This window comes from Planococcus chinensis (genome assembly GCF_020071995.1).
Classification (GTDB): domain Bacteria; phylum Bacillota; class Bacilli; order Bacillales_A; family Planococcaceae; genus Planococcus; species Planococcus chinensis_A.
Genome location: NZ_JABWTK010000004.1, coordinates 256557 through 274442 on the forward strand (window position 1 = coordinate 256557; position 17886 = coordinate 274442).

17 protein-coding genes are annotated in these 17886 nt (G+C 46.8%); 12 read left to right on the forward strand and 5 right to left on the reverse strand.

Annotated features, from left to right (window positions below; translation table 11 throughout):
- Positions 1-43: 43 nt before the first annotated feature.
- A complete protein-coding gene (locus HU147_RS08875; RefSeq protein WP_224075895.1) occupies positions 44-574 on the reverse strand; it encodes a DNA topology modulation protein in 531 nt (176 codons plus the stop codon).
- A gap of 146 nt (positions 575-720) precedes the next feature.
- The gene (locus tag HU147_RS08880) at positions 721-1701 is read right to left on the reverse strand and encodes a 4-hydroxy-3-methylbut-2-enyl diphosphate reductase (RefSeq protein ID WP_224075896.1); all 981 of its coding nucleotides are present in this window, start codon (positions 1699-1701) and stop codon (positions 721-723) included.
- 125 nt (positions 1702-1826) lie between these two features.
- Here HU147_RS08880 and HU147_RS08885 point away from each other — a divergent pair, with 125 nt between their 5' ends.
- The 5 genes from HU147_RS08885 to HU147_RS08905 all read left to right on the forward strand — a co-directional run bounded on the left by HU147_RS08885 (position 1827) and on the right by HU147_RS08905 (position 6322).
- On the forward strand, positions 1827-3122 hold the full coding sequence (locus HU147_RS08885; protein WP_224075897.1) for a DEAD/DEAH box helicase: 1296 nt from the start codon (positions 1827-1829) through the stop codon (positions 3120-3122).
- A 9-nt stretch (positions 3123-3131) separates the two neighbouring features.
- Entirely contained in the window at positions 3132-4028 is an 897-nt protein-coding gene (locus HU147_RS08890; protein ID WP_224075981.1) for a deoxyribonuclease IV, read from the forward strand.
- Positions 4029-4294: 266 nt separating this feature from the next.
- Positions 4295-5068, forward strand: coding sequence for a metal ABC transporter ATP-binding protein (locus tag HU147_RS08895; protein WP_224075898.1), 774 nt, complete (start codon positions 4295-4297; stop codon positions 5066-5068).
- Positions 5061-5915, forward strand: coding sequence for a metal ABC transporter permease (locus HU147_RS08900; protein WP_224075899.1), 855 nt, complete (start codon positions 5061-5063; stop codon positions 5913-5915). The genes HU147_RS08895 and HU147_RS08900 overlap by 8 nt, the downstream gene beginning before the upstream one ends.
- On the forward strand, positions 5912-6322 hold the full coding sequence (locus tag HU147_RS08905) for a Fur family transcriptional regulator (RefSeq protein ID WP_224075900.1): 411 nt from the start codon (positions 5912-5914) through the stop codon (positions 6320-6322). The genes HU147_RS08900 and HU147_RS08905 overlap by 4 nt, the downstream gene beginning before the upstream one ends.
- A 160-nt stretch (positions 6323-6482) precedes the next feature.
- Here HU147_RS08905 and HU147_RS08910 read toward each other — a convergent pair whose 3' ends face one another.
- The 3 genes from HU147_RS08910 to HU147_RS08920 all read right to left on the reverse strand — a co-directional run bounded on the left by HU147_RS08910 (position 6483) and on the right by HU147_RS08920 (position 8832).
- Positions 6483-7073: a hypothetical protein gene (locus tag HU147_RS08910; protein WP_224075901.1), complete on the reverse strand. Its 591-nt coding sequence runs from the start codon at positions 7071-7073 to the stop codon at positions 6483-6485.
- A gap of 12 nt (positions 7074-7085) precedes the next feature.
- Complete coding sequence (gene ispG / locus HU147_RS08915) at positions 7086-8213, reverse strand: flavodoxin-dependent (E)-4-hydroxy-3-methylbut-2-enyl-diphosphate synthase (protein ID WP_224075902.1); 1128 nt, start codon at positions 8211-8213, stop codon at positions 7086-7088.
- Between the two features lie 133 nt (positions 8214-8346).
- Positions 8347-8832 carry a DUF1189 family protein gene (locus HU147_RS08920; RefSeq protein ID WP_224075903.1) on the reverse strand — a complete coding sequence of 162 codons (486 nt, stop codon included), beginning with the start codon at positions 8830-8832 and terminating at the stop codon, positions 8347-8349.
- Between the two features lie 202 nt (positions 8833-9034).
- Here HU147_RS08920 and HU147_RS08925 point away from each other — a divergent pair, with 202 nt between their 5' ends.
- From HU147_RS08925 to pstA, 7 genes are all read left to right on the forward strand, one after another.
- Positions 9035-10666, forward strand: a complete 1632-nt coding sequence (locus HU147_RS08925; RefSeq protein ID WP_224075904.1) for a Na/Pi cotransporter family protein — start codon at positions 9035-9037, stop codon at positions 10664-10666.
- Positions 10667-10768: 102 nt separating this feature from the next.
- On the forward strand, positions 10769-11248 hold the full coding sequence (locus HU147_RS08930) for a DUF456 domain-containing protein (protein ID WP_224075905.1): 480 nt from the start codon (positions 10769-10771) through the stop codon (positions 11246-11248).
- Positions 11249-11357: 109 nt separating this feature from the next.
- Positions 11358-11966, forward strand: a complete 609-nt coding sequence (locus HU147_RS08935) for a superoxide dismutase (protein WP_036809395.1) — start codon at positions 11358-11360, stop codon at positions 11964-11966.
- Positions 11967-12074: 108 nt separating this feature from the next.
- Positions 12075-14258, forward strand: a complete 2184-nt coding sequence (locus HU147_RS08940; RefSeq protein WP_224075906.1) for a peptidoglycan D,D-transpeptidase FtsI family protein — start codon at positions 12075-12077, stop codon at positions 14256-14258.
- 779 nt (positions 14259-15037) lie between these two features.
- Positions 15038-16012, forward strand: coding sequence for a PstS family phosphate ABC transporter substrate-binding protein (locus HU147_RS08945; RefSeq protein WP_224075907.1), 975 nt, complete (start codon positions 15038-15040; stop codon positions 16010-16012).
- Between the two features lie 66 nt (positions 16013-16078).
- Positions 16079-17005 carry a phosphate ABC transporter permease subunit PstC gene (gene pstC / locus HU147_RS08950; protein WP_224075908.1) on the forward strand — a complete coding sequence of 309 codons (927 nt, stop codon included), beginning with the start codon at positions 16079-16081 and terminating at the stop codon, positions 17003-17005.
- A gap of 1 nt (position 17006) precedes the next feature.
- Complete coding sequence (gene pstA / locus HU147_RS08955) at positions 17007-17885, forward strand: phosphate ABC transporter permease PstA (protein ID WP_224075909.1); 879 nt, start codon at positions 17007-17009, stop codon at positions 17883-17885.
- Position 17886 lies beyond the last annotated feature (1 nt).

Consider the following 17886-nt stretch of genomic DNA (forward strand, 5'->3'; position numbering starts at 1 on the left):
CGGAAGACCGCAATAAACAAATAAAAAACGAGAGCCCGAACTATTATGGAATAGTGACGGTGCTCTCGTTTTTTATATTCTCCAGGAAAAGCTGGGCTTCTTTAGGGGATTTTAAAATGATGATTTCTTTTTGCCCACGCAAGCGTTCAAGTTTATTCATCACTTCCGGCCTTTTGTCGGTCGGGTAATTCCATACCCATTTCAAAAAATTGAAGTTGAAGCGTTCTTCGCAGCCGGTCGCCATGTCCGGCCGGGGCTGGCTGCGGTGGCGAAAAGTCCGCAGGATGACGCGATACAGGCAAAGGGAACGGGGAATATCCATAAAAATAATGCAATCGGCCGCTTTCAGGCGGATATCAAGTGTGCCGTTGTAATTGCCGTCAATGATCCACCGGTCTTTTGCGACCAATTGCTGCTGGATGAGTTTTTGCTGGTCTTTTGCAACCGCTTCCCAGTCCGGCTTCCACAGAATCGCATCCAAATGGAACACTTCAATGGACAGTTTTTCGCCAAGTTTTCTTGAAAGAGTTGATTTGCCAGAGCCTCCGGATCCAATCACAGCAATTTTTTTCATCCTATCCACTCCATATCCAAGATGTAATGTACAGAAAAACCGTGAGACTTATTTAAAAGCTCACGGTTTACTTGTCGCTAGGGGCAGGGACGGTCTTTTTCCACTTGCCTTATTTTAAACCTTAACGGGTGGACGTGACAATGCTTTTATTCACCGACCGGGTAAGGTTCAATGCGGTCCGAAGGTTTCGGATGCTTGATTTTTGGTAGAATTTTGTTAAGCGGTACGCTCCGCGTCAAATCGTGGGTAGCTGGATCTTCCGGGTCGTACTTATCCAGGAAGTTCATCACTTCTTTGACAATTGGCGTCGGAGTAGAAGCGCCGGCTGTAATCGCGACGGTTTCGACGCCGTCAAGCCATGACAGGTTCAATTCGGACAGGTCCGAAATGCGGTAAGCCGGAGTTCCGGCGATGTCCTGTGAAACTTGAGCCAGACGGTTTGAGTTGTTGCTCATCGGATCGCCGATAACAATCAATAAATCGGCTTCCGTAGCTTGTGTAGCAACAGCTTCCTGCCGCACTTGCGTCGCCAGGCAGATTTCTTTGTGGACTTCCGAATGCGGGAATTTTTCTTTCAACCGCTTCATCATGTCGACAACATCCCATTGGCTCATTGTTGTCTGATTGGTGACAATAATTTTGTCGGAATCGAGTTCCAAGTTGTTGACGTCCTCGACTGTTTCCACTAAATGCACCAAATCCGGAGCCACTCCTATTGCACCTTCGGGTTCCGGGTGGCCGCTTTTGCCGATATAGACAATTTGGTAGCCTTCTGCCGTTTTTTCACGGATCAAATCGTGGGTCACGGTCACATCCGGACAAGTCGCATCGATTGAAACCAACCCTTTGCGTTTCGCCAGTTCGCGGACTTGTGGGGAAACACCATGCGCTGTAAAGATAACGGTGCCGGTTTCGACTTTCTCCAAAATTTCCAGACGGTTTTTGCCGTCCAGTGTAATGATGCCATCTTCTTCGAATGCATCTGTTACGTGTTTATTGTGTACAATCATGCCTAATATATAAATAGGGCGGGGCAAAGTTTCATCCATGGCCGCATTTTTTGCAATGACCATTGCATCTACCACTCCATAGCAATACCCTCTTGGAGAAATCTTCATTACTTTCATAACCGCACTCCTTTCAAAAACATACTTTCATTATAACGGAGACGGCGCTGCTTTACAAAAGTTGCAATACGGAAAATGCAATTTCATGCTATAATGTCAAGAGCATAAGGAGGGGATTCAATCCCATGACAAAATTTAACGAATATAATTTAAAGCCGTTTATACTTGAAGCGGTAGAAAAATTAGGATTTACAGAACCGACACCGATCCAAAAAGAAATCATGCCCCATATATTGAAAGGCAACTCAGCAATCGGGCAATCCCATACAGGAACAGGGAAGACCCACAGCTTTATCATCCCGATTGCCGAACGCATCGATACGAGCCGCCAAGAAGTGCAGGCTGTCATTTGTGCGCCGACGCGTGAACTGGGAACACAAATTTATGCCGAAATGATGAAGCTTGTAGAAGGGTCCGACATTGAAGTGAAAAGCTTTATCGGCGGAACAGACAAGCAGCGGTCGATCAATAAATTGAAGACTCAGCCGCATATCGTCATCGGTACACCTGGGCGTTTAAGAGACTTAGTAAAAGAAAACGCACTTTTGGTCCACACGGGCAAAATCCTGGTAGTGGACGAAGCGGATCTAGCTTTTGACCTTGGCTTTATCGAAGAAATTGACCAAGTGGCGGGCAAAATGCAGGAGAACTTGGAGATGTACGTCTTCTCTGCAACCATTCCGGAAAAATTAAAGCCGTTCCTGAAAAAATATATGGAATCACCGGTCCATGTGAAAATCGGCGACAAGCGCCCGACAGCAGACGGCTTGGATTTCTACTTGCTTCCAGCCCGCAGCAAGCGCAAAGTTGAACGCCTAAAAGAAGTTATGGGCATTATCAATCCGTATTTGTGCATCATTTTCGTCAACACGAAGACCAACGCCGATTATGTAGCGGGGGAACTGGGCAAAGCAGGCATTCGCGTCGGACGCGTCCACGGTGATTTGCCGCCGCGTGAACGCGTGAAAATGATGAAACAGATCCGCGACTTGGAGTATCAGTACATTGTGGCAACCGACCTGGCCGCCCGCGGAATCGATATCCAAGGGGTCAGCCATGTCATCAACTACGAATTGCCGGAAGACCTGGAATTCTTTATTCACCGTGTCGGGCGTACGGCCCGTGCGGGAATGAAAGGCCTGGCCATCACGATTTTCAATCCGGAAGAAGAAGATGCGATTGTCCGCGTTGAGAAAATGGGCATTCCATTCCAGCAGAAAGACATTGTCAAAGGCGAATTTGTCGACCTGAAAAACCGCCACAGCCGTAAATCCCGCAGCAGAACGCCGAACGAAGCAGATGCTAAAGCGAAGACAATGGTCCATAAACCGAAAGCCGTAAAACCGGGCTATAAAAAGAAAATGAAGTGGAAAATGGACGAAATCAAGAAAATCGAACGCCGCAAAAACCGTAAAAAGTAAGGAGATTTTATCATGTTATTAGGATCACATGTGTCAATGAGCGGCAAGAAAATGCTGCTTGCAGCCAGTGAAGAAGCGAGTTCCTACGGAGCTACTACTTTCATGATTTATACCGGTGCGCCTCAGAACACGCGGCGCAAACCGATTGAAGAATTGAATATTGAAGCGGGGCAAGCGCATATGGCAGCGAACAATCTGTCGAATATCGTGGTCCATGCACCGTATATCATCAATATCGCCAACAGCTTGAAGCCGGACACGTTCGCCCATGGCGTCGAATTTCTGCAAAAGGAAATCGAACGCACAGCAGCGCTCGGCGCGAAGCAGATCGTCCTGCATCCCGGCGCCCATGTCGGCGGCGGAGTGGAAGTGGGGACGGCGAAAATCATCGAAGGCCTGAACGAAGTGCTGTCCCAGGATTATCCGGTGAATATCGCCCTTGAAACCATGGCGGGCAAAGGCACGGAAATCGGCCGCAGCTTCGAAGAAATCGCTGCGATCATCAACGGAGTCACCCATAATGAGCGCTTGTCGGTTTGTTTCGATACTTGCCATACGCACGACGCCGGCTACAACATCAAAGAAGATTTTGACGGCGTGTTAGAGAAATTTGACCGCATCGTCGGCAAGGACCGGATCCAAGTACTGCACATCAACGACAGCAAAAACGTCCGCGGTGCCGGCAAAGACCGCCACGAAAACATCGGATTCGGGGAAATCGGCTTTGAAGCGTTGAATGGCATTGTCCATCATCGGGATTTGAAGCACGTACCGAAAATCCTGGAAACGCCTTACGTCGGCCTTGATGCCAAAAACAAAAAAGCGCCGTACGCTTTTGAAATTGAAATGTTCAAAAACGGAATTTTCACGCCAGGCGTCATCGAAGAACTGAAAACGCCTCTTTAAGAGAAGGACAAAAAAGCCGCAGGTTCGCCTGCGGCTTTTTTATATGGAAAGCAAACTTTAGTTCTAAAACTGGCTTTCAACCATTGGAATTGCAGTTCAGCCGATTCGGCATAGAAAAGCACATCAGCAAAACAAACCAGGAACGGCATACGATTATCAGAAGATACCAAATTAAGTCCTATCTATTTACATTCACGTAAGACTCCTCTATAATTTCTTAATGGTTGTAAATCGTAATCATTATTAATTAGAAAAGAGGCGGCTTCATGGACGCGCCATTGATCAACATTAAAGACATCAGTTTTGAATATGAACAAACAAAAGCGCTCGAGAATATTTCACTGAAAGTGGAAGAAGGAGACTTTTTGGCAATTCTTGGACCGAACGGCTCCGGCAAATCGACGCTTCTGAAAATCATGCTTGGCTTGATCAAACCGACACAAGGCTCGATTGAATTGTTCGGTGTTGACGCCAAAAATTTCAAGCACCGGGAATGGGTCGGCTATGTGTCACAAAAATCGAATTCGTTCAACTCCGGTTTTCCCGCAACGGTTGAAGAAGTGGTGGCAGGAGGGCTTGCTAAAAAGTCCGGCTTGTTCCACCGCTTGCCGAAAGACTACAAAGCGCAGGTCCAACAGGCCTTGGTTGCGGTCGGCATGGAAGCATTCAGCGGACGCAGCGTCAGCGAGTTGTCCGGGGGCCAGCAGCAGCGCATCTTTATTGCACGTGCTCTGGTAGCCAAACCGAAAGTGCTGATCCTTGATGAGCCGACGGTCGGCATCGACCACCAGAACGTCCAGTCGTTCTATAATATGCTGGCGTCGCTCAACCGGGACCAGAACATTACATTGGTTCTCGTGACGCACGACGTCGATACTGTGACGGACAAAATTACGCACGTAGCGTGTCTGAACCAGACCATTCACTTCCACGGATTTAAAGACCAGCTCCATACAATGAGCGACGCTCAGCGCGAAGCATGGTATGGCCATTCTGTCCGGAAAATTCATCATATCGGAGGAGTCCATAGCCATGATTGATGCGATATTTACGTATGCGTTTTTACAAAATGCTTTTGCAGCCGGCATTATCATCGGCGTCATCGCGCCGCTTCTCGGGGTATTTATCGTCGTCAGGCGCTTATCGCTGATTGCAGATGCCTTAAGCCATGTAACGCTTGCCGGCATTGCCGGGAGCCTGTATTTAAGCCAGAGCGTCGCAGCTTTTGCGATGCTGAATCCTTTATTTCTTGGGATTGCGGCATCGGTCGGAGGTTCGATCTTAATCGAACGGCTGAGAAGTTTATACAAGCATTACGAAGAGCTGGCGATTCCAATCATTCTTTCTGCCGGAATCGGCTTTGGGGCCATTTTTATTTCCTTGGCACAAGGCTTTTCGAATGATTTGTTTGGCTACTTGTTCGGATCGGTTTCTGCTGTCAGCCGGGAAGATCTCTTTATCGTTCTCGGCATTGCCATTGTCGTACTGCTGTTCATTTTCCTGTTTTTCAAGGAATTGTTCGTGCTGTCTTTTGACGACGAGTACGCGAAAGCTTCCGGGCTTCCGGCAAAATGGATCCATTTCCTGTTTATGATTGTAACGGCGCTTGTTATTGCCGGATCTATGCGGATCGTTGGGATTCTTTTGGTTTCGTCGCTGATGACAATACCGGTAGCTGCCGCTATGCGCATATCCAAAAGCTTCAAACAAACCATCTGGCTGTCGATTTTGTTCGGGGAATTTTCCGTGATCTCCGGGCTGATCACCGCATTCTATTTCAATTTGGCACCTGGAGGCACCATTGTTGTGACATCGATTTTATTGCTGTTAATCGTCATTGGCTATAAAAAAGTTTCGGTTTCAATGAAAAAGGGGGCAGTTGCATGAACATCACGAAAGCATGGGAAATTTTAAAGGAAAACGGCTATAAAGAAACGGCGAAACGGTCACAGATTCTGGAGCTGTTTGCAGAAGATGACCGTTATCTGACGGCGCGCGATTTGCTGGACGTCATGCAAAAAGATTACCCAAGCATGAGTTTCGATACCGTTTACCGCAATTTGGCCACTTTTGTTTCGCTTGGCATATTGGAAGAAACGGAACTGTCCGGCGAACGCCATTTCCGTATGCAATGCGAAAGCGACCATCACCATCATCATTTTATCTGCATGGATTGCGGCAATGTCAAAGAAATTCCGGTATGTCCGATGGATATGCTCGGTGCAGCTCTTCCAGCATACCAAATCGCCAATCACAAATTCGAAATCTACGGCACATGTCCGGAATGCCAGTAATAGATGAAAGAGCAAGCAGAATTTTCTCTGCCTGCTCTTTTTTTAGTCGATAAAAAATGAACAACCCAACTAAATATTTCTGATCGCATATAAACAGCCAAACTCATGAACGAATCAAAAAAGCCATCCGCGCATAGGGCGCGGATGGCTTTCGTTATGTTTATTTGCCGTTTAAGGCATTTTGCAAAGCAAATTCGTTTTGTACCCATTGTTCCGCTTCGAGCCAATTGTAAACGCGGATGACGTTTTTCGGAATCGGTTCACGGTTATAAGGGGTATCAAACAACAATACCGGAATATCCAGTTCTTCTGAAATTTCCACGGCATTGTCATGTTTATCTTCGAAAAACAGATTCACATTGTGGCGCTTTGCAGTTTCGATCTTTTTATGTGTGCCGATCAGCTCAATATGGTCATAGGCAATTGCGTGTTCCGCAAACCAATCGAACGTGATGTCGCGCACGTTTTCGCCTCGGGCAGAGATGAAATACAGTTCGTACTGGTCCTTCCATTTGTCGAGGATGTTCTTGGCGTTTTCCGAAACCGGGGAAGCGGCGTAAATCTTCGCTTCCGAGCCGCGGAACCAGTTGTAGAACTCGCCTTTCGGCAAATGGGGAAGGGCAGCAGTCAAATCGTATTCTTTTATGTCGTCGAGCGTCAATGTACTATTGAATGCTTCATTGATATGCGGAATCAGCGAAGTCGGGGACGTCACAGTTCCGTCAATATCGATGCCAAAACGGTATCTCATAGCTTCACAACCTTATGCTTGTTGTTCAAGCGCTTCTTTTTCGGCTTTCTCAGCTGCTTGTTTGTCAAAATACTCTTGAGCGAGTTTATCGATTTCGATTTTCAACTCGTCTACCATTGTTTCTTCTGGAACTTTGCGTACGGTTTTCCCGTGCATGAACAGCAAACCTTCTCCGCGGGCACCGGCAATGCCGATGTCTGCTTCGCGTGCTTCTCCGGGACCGTTGACTGCACAGCCAAGAACCGCTACTTTGATCGGCGCTTTGATGTGGGAGATGTATTCTTCCACTTCATTTGCAATGGAGATCAGATCGATTTCGATGCGTCCGCAAGTCGGGCATGAAATCAAGGTAGCTGCGTTTGAAGACAAACCGAACACTTTCAACAGTTCGCGTGCCACTTTGACTTCTTCCACAGGGTCCGCACTTAACGAAATACGCATGGTGTTTCCTAGCCCTTTGGCAAGCAGAGCGCCAAGGCCGGCAGAACTTTTCACTGTACCGGTGAACAAGGTGCCGGATTCCGTGATTCCTAAGTGAAGCGGGTAGTCAAAAGCTTTGGAAGCTTTTTCGTATGCTTCGATGGCCAGGCTGACATCCGATGCTTTCATGGAAACGATGATGTCATGGAAGTCGAGATCTTCAAGGATTTTAATATGATGAAGGGCACTTTCAACCATGCCGTCTGCAGTCGGGTAGCCGTACTTTTCAAGGATTTTGCGTTCCAGTGAACCGGCATTTACGCCGATGCGAATCGGAATGCCTTTTGCTTTCGCTGCATTCACGACGGCTTCCACTTTTTCGCGGCGCCCGATGTTGCCCGGGTTGATGCGGATTTTGTCAGCGCCTTGTTCGATGGCGATCAACGCCAATTTATAATCAAAATGGATATCAACAACAAGAGGGATATTGATGCGTTTTTTAATTTCACCGATTGAATAAGCTGCACGCTCATCCGGGCAAGCTACACGGACGATCTGGCAACCCGCTTCTTCGAGGCGCAGGATTTCCGCCACTGTCGCTTCTACATCATGTGTTTTGGTTGTCGCCATACTCTGAATGAATAATTCATTGCTTCCGCCTACAGTCAGGTCTCCGACTTTAACGGGGCGTGTTTTCGTACGGTGAATACTTTCACTCATTAAAATTCTCTCCTTTTTGGGATGGCTGGTTAAATATCCAGTTCCCCATTTCTTCAACTAGGACAAATGCTAGCTTGTTCCGTTACCTATAGCCATTTTAGCAGTGTCTCAATGGAAAAGACAAGAAGAACGGTCAGGCAGGCTTCTTTTTCGCCGGAGGCTGCTTCGGATAATAATTTGTCGCAAAATGCAGATAAATGATTGTCAGTAAGCCGATTGTCCATGTCACCCAGATGGCAACATCAAAAAAACTGAAAGCAAACGACAAAAGTGTCGGAACTGTGACCGCAAGAGCCGTCGTGCGCCATAAATGCCGATACTCGCCTTTGCGCTTTTTCAAATGGATGAAAGCGAGGCCAATCAAGGCAAAGAGGCTGATTTTGACAAATTGGTAAAGCGTGGTCGAGACGAATAAAAAGATGAAAGCAAACGGGTACAAGAGCCATTTGATGTCCTCTACGAATTCCAGCAAGCCTTCCATATCATTGCCTGTTTCACCAAGTCCCGCCGCAAGTTCTATGAAAGAAACGAGGGTCATCAGCAAAATCAGCAAAAACACATAGCGCAGGATTTTTCCGATGCTCATAATACGGACGGCTGCCTGCTTTCGAGGTTCCATCAGACTGGCTTTAAATAATTGAAATAGGTTCACAGCAATCTTCCTTTCAAGCTATAAGTGTATCGTACCATGCATCTGCGCTCAAAATAGACTGCTTTGTTACGGGATTGTAAATTTTCTCAAAAGGTGTTTACAAGTTCTTATTGAAGTCTTCATAATAGGTTAGGTGTGAAATCGTAAATTTAGGAGATGAATAATAATCGTGGAAACGAACTGGCAAGAAATGCTCTTTACCTTCTTTGGAGGGTTGGGGATTTTCCTATTCTCAATCAAGTATATGGGGGATGCCTTGCAAAAGGCTGCGGGCGATAAACTTCGCGGTATTTTGGACCGCTTTACCACCAACCCGTTCATGGGGGTACTCGTTGGTATCATCGTAACTGTCCTGATTCAATCGAGTTCAGGGACGACTGTTATTGTAGTCGGTCTTGTAAGCGCAGGATTTATGACTCTACGGCAGGCGATTGGCGTTATTATGGGAGCCAATATCGGGACAACCATTACAGCGTTTATCATTGGACTGGATGTCGGTGCGTATGCCTTGCCGATTATGGCACTTGGCGCACTTCTGATTTTCTTCTTTAAGAAAAACCAGATTCAAAATATGGGGCAAGTTATTTTCGGGTTCGGCGGATTGTTCTTCGGGCTTGAACTGATGAGCGACGGCATGAAGCCGCTCCGCGAATCTGCGTCGTTTATTGATCTCACGATCAGCTTAAGCGAAATGCCGATTCTGGGCGTTGTTGTCGGAACGGTGTTTACGTTGATTGTCCAAAGTTCCAGTGCAACAGTTGCAATTTTGCAGGGGCTTTATGATGAGAACATTTTGACGCTTGGTGCTTCTTTGCCGGTTTTGTTCGGCGATAACATCGGAACCACCATTACAGCGGTGCTGGCAGCTTTGGGCGCATCTATTGCAGCGCGCCGTGCAGCAGCTGTTCATGTGCTGTTCAATGTAGTCGGGTCCGTTATTTTCTTAATTCTTTTAACTCCATTTACCATGTATGTGGAATGGATAGCGGGAGTGCTCAACCTGGAGCCGAAAATGCAGATTGCATTTGCTCACGGTACTTTTAACGTAGTCAACACCATCATCCAGTTCCCGTTGATCGGGGCTTGGGCATACCTGGTGACACGTGTTATACCAGGGCAGGATGTAACGATTGAATTCAAACCGAAACACCTGGATGTCCACTTTATCGAACAATCGCCTTCGATTGCGCTTGGACAGGCAAAAGAAGAAGTGCTTCGCATGGGCCATTTTGCGGTACAAGGGCTACAGGAAACTTATGAATATTTGAAAACAAAGAGCAAAAAAGATGCCGAGATGGGCTACCAGTTGGAAGATGCCATCAATAACCTGGATCAGAAAATCACCGATTACTTGGTGCTGATTTCAGCAGAATCGCTTTCGGCAGCGGATTCCACGCGCCACACGATGCTGATGGAAACCGTTCGCGATATCGAACGCATCGGCGACCACTTTGAAAACATCATCGAATTGATCGACTACCAGGAAAACAACCGGGTGAAAATCACGGATGATGCCATGGCTGATTTGGCCGAAATGTTTACACTGACCATTGCGACCGTCGAGAAAGCGTTGAATGCTTTGGATACGACCAGCCATGAGTTGGCAAGGGAAGTAGCTGAACAGGAAGACTTGATCGACAAAATGGAACGCAAATTCCGGAAAAAACATATTTTGCGTTTGAATGAAGGCCAATGTTCCGCTCAGGCAGGAATTGTCTTTGTAGACATCGTCAGCAACTTGGAACGGATTGGCGACCACTCCGTGAATATTGCTGAAGCGATCCTCGGGAACCGTTCATAACAAAAAACTTCATAGAGCTGTAAACCACTCTCTTTCATCGCTTTACATTTATTTAAATGTAAGGCACGATGAAAGAGAGTTTTTAATTTAGGAGGCTGAAAAATGGAAGTGATCGGCTGGATACTCATTGTCTTGTTTTTTATCATTGGTTTTGTGGGTCTGGTTTACCCCATCATCCCAGCGGTTCTATTTATATTCGGCGGCTTTTTGATTTATGGGCTGTTTTTTGACTTCAGCGACTTGCCGTGGTGGTTCTGGCTGATTCAATCGCTGTTTGTCGTTCTGCTGTTCGGGGCAGATGCACTTGCCAATGCGTTTGGGGTCAAGAAATTCGGCGGCTCGAGAGCCGGCTTGTGGGGAAGCACCATCGGGCTGATCATCGGGCCGTTCGTCATTCCGATTGCGGGAATCCTTATCGGGCCGTTTTTAGGGGCCATCATTGCGGAGTTGATTTTCAACCGGTCAAGCCTTAAGCAATCGATCCGTTCGGGCATTGGGTCGGTAGTCGGATTCATCACATCGGTCTTTACGAAAGGAATCATCCAAATCGTGATGGTCGCTTTGTTCTTTTTCCTTGTTTAATCAGTCTTTAGGCTGAATCGCACCAAAAGCCATGCATTTTAATTGTAAGGTTTTGAAAACTTTGTTACGCTAAGAAAGTAGAACAATAGACTCAAGGAGGAATTTGATCATGGCTTATGAATTACCAGAATTACCTTACGCGTATGACGCACTTGAACCACACATCGACAAAGAAACGATGAACATTCACCACACGAAACACCACAACACTTATGTAACAAACGTAAACGCGGCATTAGAAGGCCACGAAGACCTTGCATCTAAATCAGTTGAAGAATTGATTTCTGATTTGCAGGCAGTACCAGAAGACATCCGCACAGCAGTGCGCAACAATGGCGGCGGACACGCTAACCACTCGTTGTTCTGGCAATTGCTTACACCAAACGGCACTGGCGCTCCATCAGGCGAACTTGCAGAAGCAATCGACGCTAAGTTCGGAAGCTTTGATGAGTTCAAAACGAAATTCGAAAACGCAGGCAAAACACGTTTCGGTTCTGGCTGGGCTTGGCTAGTTGTTAACAACGGCGAGTTGGAAGTAACTTCAACAGCTAACCAGGATTCTCCATTGATGGACGGGCAAACGCCAATCCTTGGTGTAGACGTTTGGGAGCACGCTTACTACTTGAAGTACCAGAACAAACGCCCTGACTATCTTGCAGCTTTCTGGAACGTAGTTAACTGGGAAGAAGTATCAAAACGCTTCACAGCTGCTAAATAATTATCATAAATTGAAACTTTGCACACACTTTTTCGTCTGAAAAAGTGTGTGTTTTTTTGATTTCGATGATATACTAACAAAGTAATTTTGGCGGAAGGAGTGCAAACAATGAATACCCCTCAGAAAAGACGTGTTTCGCTTGCAAGGGCAAAGCTGAAATCACATACCGTCTTTCGGATGAATGTCCTCTTTTTCTCCATTTTTCTGCTGTTTTCCGTCTTGATTCTGCGCCTCGGTTATCTTCAAATTGTAAAAGGGGAAGATTTTACCCGGGCATTGGCCCGAACCGAAGAAGTGCCGGTCAATACGAGCGTGCCCAGAGGCCGGATTTTTGATAGCGAAGGCCGCGTGCAGGTCGACAACAACCCTGTCAATGCGATTACATATACGAAAATGCAGACCACAAAAAGAGAAGAGATGCTGACAGTGGCATCCGAATTGGCGAAATTGATCCAAAAAGAAACCGATCGGGTAACTCTGCGCGACAAGCAGGATTTTTATATTTTGCTTCATGGTGAAGAAGCAACAGCAAAAGTGACAGATGAAGAAAGGCAAGCCATCGAAGGTGAAGACATCCAGGAAAAAGAAAAACAGCGCAAGCTGGATGCGCTAGTCCGTGAAAAAATCACGGAAGAAGAATTGAATAGCCTGACGGCAGAAGAGCTGGAGATTCTGGCGATTTACCGGGAAATGACTTCAGGGTATGCGTTGTCTCCTCAGATCATCAAAAATGAAGGGGTAACAGACGAAGAATTTGCCCGTGTTTCCGAGCGCTTGACCGATCCGAAACTAAAAGGCGTTAATACCGTGACCGATTGGAAACGTGTAAAGTCAACTGAACTGACAATCCTTGGCAGTACCACAACGCCGGACCAGGGAATCCCTGCAAGCAAACTGGATTATTACTTGGCCCGGGATTATTCCCGCAATGATCGGGTCGGCACGAGTTTTTTGGAAGAACAATATGAAGAAGTGCTGCAAGGGCAGAAATCCGTTGTTAAGAATATTACCGACGGCCGAGGCCGGGTAGTAGATACGGTTCCTGTCGACGAAGGCAAACCAGGGAAAGATTTGGTGTTGACGATTGACAGTGAAATCCAGAGCGCAATGGAAAAAATCGTGGAAGATAAATTGCTGGCATTAAAACGCGGACCGAATTCACAATTGGTGAAAGACGCGTATCTTGTGATGATGAATCCTCAGAACGGAGAAATCATTTCATTGGTAGGCAAGCGCCTTGGCGAAGACCGGGACGGCAAAACCGTGGTCAATGATTATGCGTTCGGCGCTTTCACGGCAAGCCATGAAATGGGATCGACGGTAAAAGGGGCGACTTTGCTCACTGGCTATTCGCAAGATGCCGTTGAGTTGAATGAAGTCATGATCGATGAACCATTGAAATTCGCCTCTACAACACAAAAAAATTCGATTTTCAATACGCATCTGTTCAACCGCATCCCAATGAGCGACCTGCAGGCGATTGAGCGCTCCTCAAACGTGTATATGTTCAAGATTGCACTTCGGATTGCTGGCACTACGTACCAATACAACCGCGGATTGCGGGTACCGGAAGAAAGTTTTACAACGATGCGCAAATCCTACGCCCAATTCGGACTTGGCGTCAAGACCGGCATTGATTTGCCGAACGAAGCAACCGGATATGCCGGCGGCACTACCAATGGCTATTCGTTATTGGACATGGCGATTGGGCAGTATGATACGTATACGCCGCTGCAATTGGCGCAATACATTTCTACCATCGCGAATAACGGCTACCGGATGGAACCGCATTTGGTAAAAGAAATCCGCCAGCCATCTACAGATGGAAGAACTCTTGGCCCGATTGAAACAACTGTCGAGCCGAAGGTTCTGAATCGCATCAATAATACACAAGAAGAAATCAATCAGGTCAAAGAAGGCATGCGGCGTGTGTATACCGGCGCCCAAGGCTCGGCACGTGCGTTTTTCCAGGATGCACCTTACAAGGCTGCCGGTAAAACGGGAACCGCGGAAGTGACGTATTACGACAAAGAGCATCCATTGAATGGGAAATCTTCCATCAATATTGCGCATATCGGATTTGCGCCTTTTGAGAATCCGGAAATTGCATATGCGGTTGTTATTCCATATGTGACAACGGATTATAAAAATGTGCCGAAAACGAATAACGAAATCGCCCGTGCGGCAGCTGACAAGTATTTTGAACTGACTAAATCAAGAGTGAATGATTCAACAAGTGAAATCTTGCCGCCTTACACTTCCACTGAAGTGGAAGAAGGGGCAGGGCAATAAAAAGCGGAAGCCATCCTATGGCTTCCGTTTTTTGGCTGTTGAGAAACATTCCATTCTCTAAGCCGTTTCGCTCCTTCGCTTTACTCCGTCTCTGCTCCCGCAGGAAACAAGTCTGCAAAGCAGAATTGTTTGCGACGAAGCTAGCGCAGCGATGCAACGCTCTTTCATGTTTCGAAGCTAGTGAAGCGATGCAGAAACAGGAGTAGTAGTTTTTCGCCGCCTTCCGCTTCATTCCGTTTCTTGCTTCTTTACAGGGATCCGCGTGAAAAGAGAGCAAAATGAAGCGCACGCTTGTTTCTCGCCTACTCTTGATATGGAGCAAAACAGCAAAGACTCCCGCGGGACAGCGAAGTGCCGAAATCCACTCGGCTGTCAGGCCGAGTTAGTTCGGCGCAAGCCCGCAGGAAAGCGGAGCTGTTTTGCGGAATATCAGAGATATAAGAAGAAGGAATTTTTTCTATATCTTTATTAACAATCTGAGAAAGGAAGCCATCCTATGGCTTCCTTTTTTTTATTTCAAAATCAGTTCTCATACTATTTAGCATTTTTCTGGTACATAAGTTAGTAGAAATGTTTGGACTTTTGGCTGCGCGTCATATATACGGGCCTAATGCAGCAAATAGTGGAAAGAAGGACAGCCGGCTAACTATTATTGAAAGCATTTTTTTGATAATTGGAACTTCACTTTACAATCTCTTAACAATCGCTTTATATGTCCTCAATAATCTCTCTATATAGTAAAAAGAGTAAAGCAAACAAACACTAGGAGGAACTGCACAATGAGAATCTGGAAATACGCTATGGCATCAACCATTCTTGGATCGGCTTTAGTTCTTGGGGCTTGCGGAAGCAGCTCGGAAGAAACATCGGCTAATGAATCAACAGAAACTTCTTCACAAACCGCTGGAGAAGAATCGGCGCAAGTTGAAGGATCGGTCTCGGGTGACGGTTCATCTACAGTCGCTCCAATCATGGAAGGCATTGTAGAAGAATATGCGGGAGCTCAGCCAAATGTCCAAGTGACAGTCGGCGTATCAGGAACCGGCGGAGGATTTGAAAAATTCATCCAGGGGGAAACAGCGTTCTCAAATGCATCACGTCCTATTAAAGAAGAAGAAGCTGCCAAACTTAAAGAAGCCGGAATTGATTATACGGAATTCCAATTGGCATTTGACGGATTGACCGTCGTCGTCAGCCAGGAAAACGATTGGGTCGAAGATTTGACAGTTGAAGACCTGAAGAAACTATGGGTCGAAGACGGCAAAACGAAAAAATGGTCTGATATCAATCCGGAATGGCCGGATGAAGAAGTTGTATTCTACTCACCGGGAACGGACTCTGGAACATTCGATTACTTCAACGAAGTCATCCTTGAAGATGAAGACTTGGTAAGTGCTGCAACACTATCAGAAGATGACAACGTTTTGGTGCAAGGCATCCAGGCGGATCCAAATGCCATCGGATTCTTCGGCTATGCGTACTATGTCGCTAACCAGGATACATTGAAAGCAGTGAAAATCGGCGGCGTTGAACCGAACAACGAAACGATCGAATCCGGAGAGTACGCTCCGTTGTCACGTCCGCTCTTCACTTATGCCAGCAACAAAGCACTTGCTGAAGATCCGGCAGCATACGACTTCATGAAGTATACGCTGGAAAATGCAGGGGAAATGGCTGAGGCCGTCGGCTATGTAGCTCTTTCTGAAGATGAATACAAAAAGGGTTTAACAGATCTAGAAGCACTGAAAAAATAATTCGGAAGTTCAAGTCTAAGGGTGAGCAGCCGCTGCTCGCCTTTTGCGGTTGAAAGGGGATTCCATATGCGTCCATCTGTGCAAGAAATGATCGCGCAGTCGAAAGGTAAAAAGAACAAACAATTTATCGAAAAAATTATACCCATCATTTTGTTTTTAATTGCTTCAGTATCTGTACTGACAACAATCGGCATCGTATTGACATTGATAGTTGAAACGGTCACATTCTTCACCCGCGTGCCTATCACTGATTTCCTGTTAGGCACCACTTGGCTGCCATTCTCGAATAAAGAAGCGCTGTTCGGCATCTGGCCGTTGATCCTCGGGACACTGAAAGTGACTTTGATCGCCACCATCGTGGCAGTGCCGATCGGCATAGGAGCAGCAATTTATCTGAGCGAATACGCCGGAGAAACCGTCCGCCGCATCGTCAAGCCGGTACTGGAAATATTGGCCGGTATTCCGACGATTGTTTACGGATTCTTTGCTTTAACGTTTGTCACACCGGTTCTTCAAAGTTTCTTTCCGGAAATTAAGATCTTCAATGCCATATCACCGGGGATTGTGGTAGGGATTATGATCATTCCGATGATTGCTTCTTTATCAGAAGATGCCATGAGTTCTGTGCCGAAGCAAATCCGCGAAGGCGCGCTTGCCATGGGATCGACAAAATTCGAAGTGGCAATGAAAGTGACATTGCCGGCGGCCTTGTCCGGAATTGTCGCATCCGTTGTATTGGCCATTTCACGGGCAATCGGGGAAACGATGATTGTTTCCCTTGCTGCAGGGTCGACGCCGAAGATGGACGGGGACTTTACAGGTTCCATCCAAACGATGACGGCCTATATTGTCCAGGTTTCCAAAGGGGATGCAGGATATGGCACAACCATTTACTACTCCATCTATGCAGTCGGATTTACGCTGTTCGTCTTCACGATGGTGATGAACATCCTCGCAAGTTACGTGTCAAAACGTTTCAGAGAGGAGTATTAAGATGAAATACATTGACCAAGAATTAGTCGTTAAACGAATGAACGGAAGAAATATAGTAAACACGCTTTTTAAAGGGCTATTCCTGCTTGCCACATTGGTGTCGCTATTGTTTTTGGCGATTCTCCTTTACCGGATCGGTACACAGGGAATCAGCCATCTTTCATGGGATTTCCTGGCCAATTTCGCTTCCCGCTTCCCGGAAAAAGCCGGCATTAAAGCGGCGCTCGTCGGATCGTTATGGCTGATGGCGGTAGTCGCACCGACGTCCATCATTCTCGGTGTCGGCTCAGCCATCTATTTGGAGGAATACGCGAAAAAGAACCGGATGACTGCTTTTATCCGCACCAATATTTCCAACTTGGCCGGGGTGCCGTCCGTCGTCTTCGGTTTGCTTGGATTGACCATTTTTGTCCGTGCGTTGTCTCTTGGCAACAGTGTCCTTGCAGCCGGCTTTACGATGAGCTTGCTGATTTTGCCGGTCATCATTGTGGCTGCACAAGAAAGCATACGGGCCATTCCAGGAGAATTGCGCGACGCGTCTTATGGCATGGGTGCTACAAAATGGCAGACGATTGTCAAAGTCATTTTGCCGGCTGCTATTCCTGGAATTTTGACAGGGAGTATCTTGGCACTGTCCCGGGCTATCGGAGAAACGGCGCCGCTGATCGTCATCGGCATACCGGTGATTATTCAGTTCTTGCCGTCCGGCGTCATGGATACATTTACCGCTCTGCCGATGCAGATATACGATTGGTCCAGCCGCCCGCAGCAGGAATTTCAGGTTGTGGCCGCAGCAGGAATCATCGTATTGATGGTGGTTCTTCTCTTGATGAACACCGTCGCAGCCGTCATCCGGAACAAATTCCAAAAACGTTACTAAT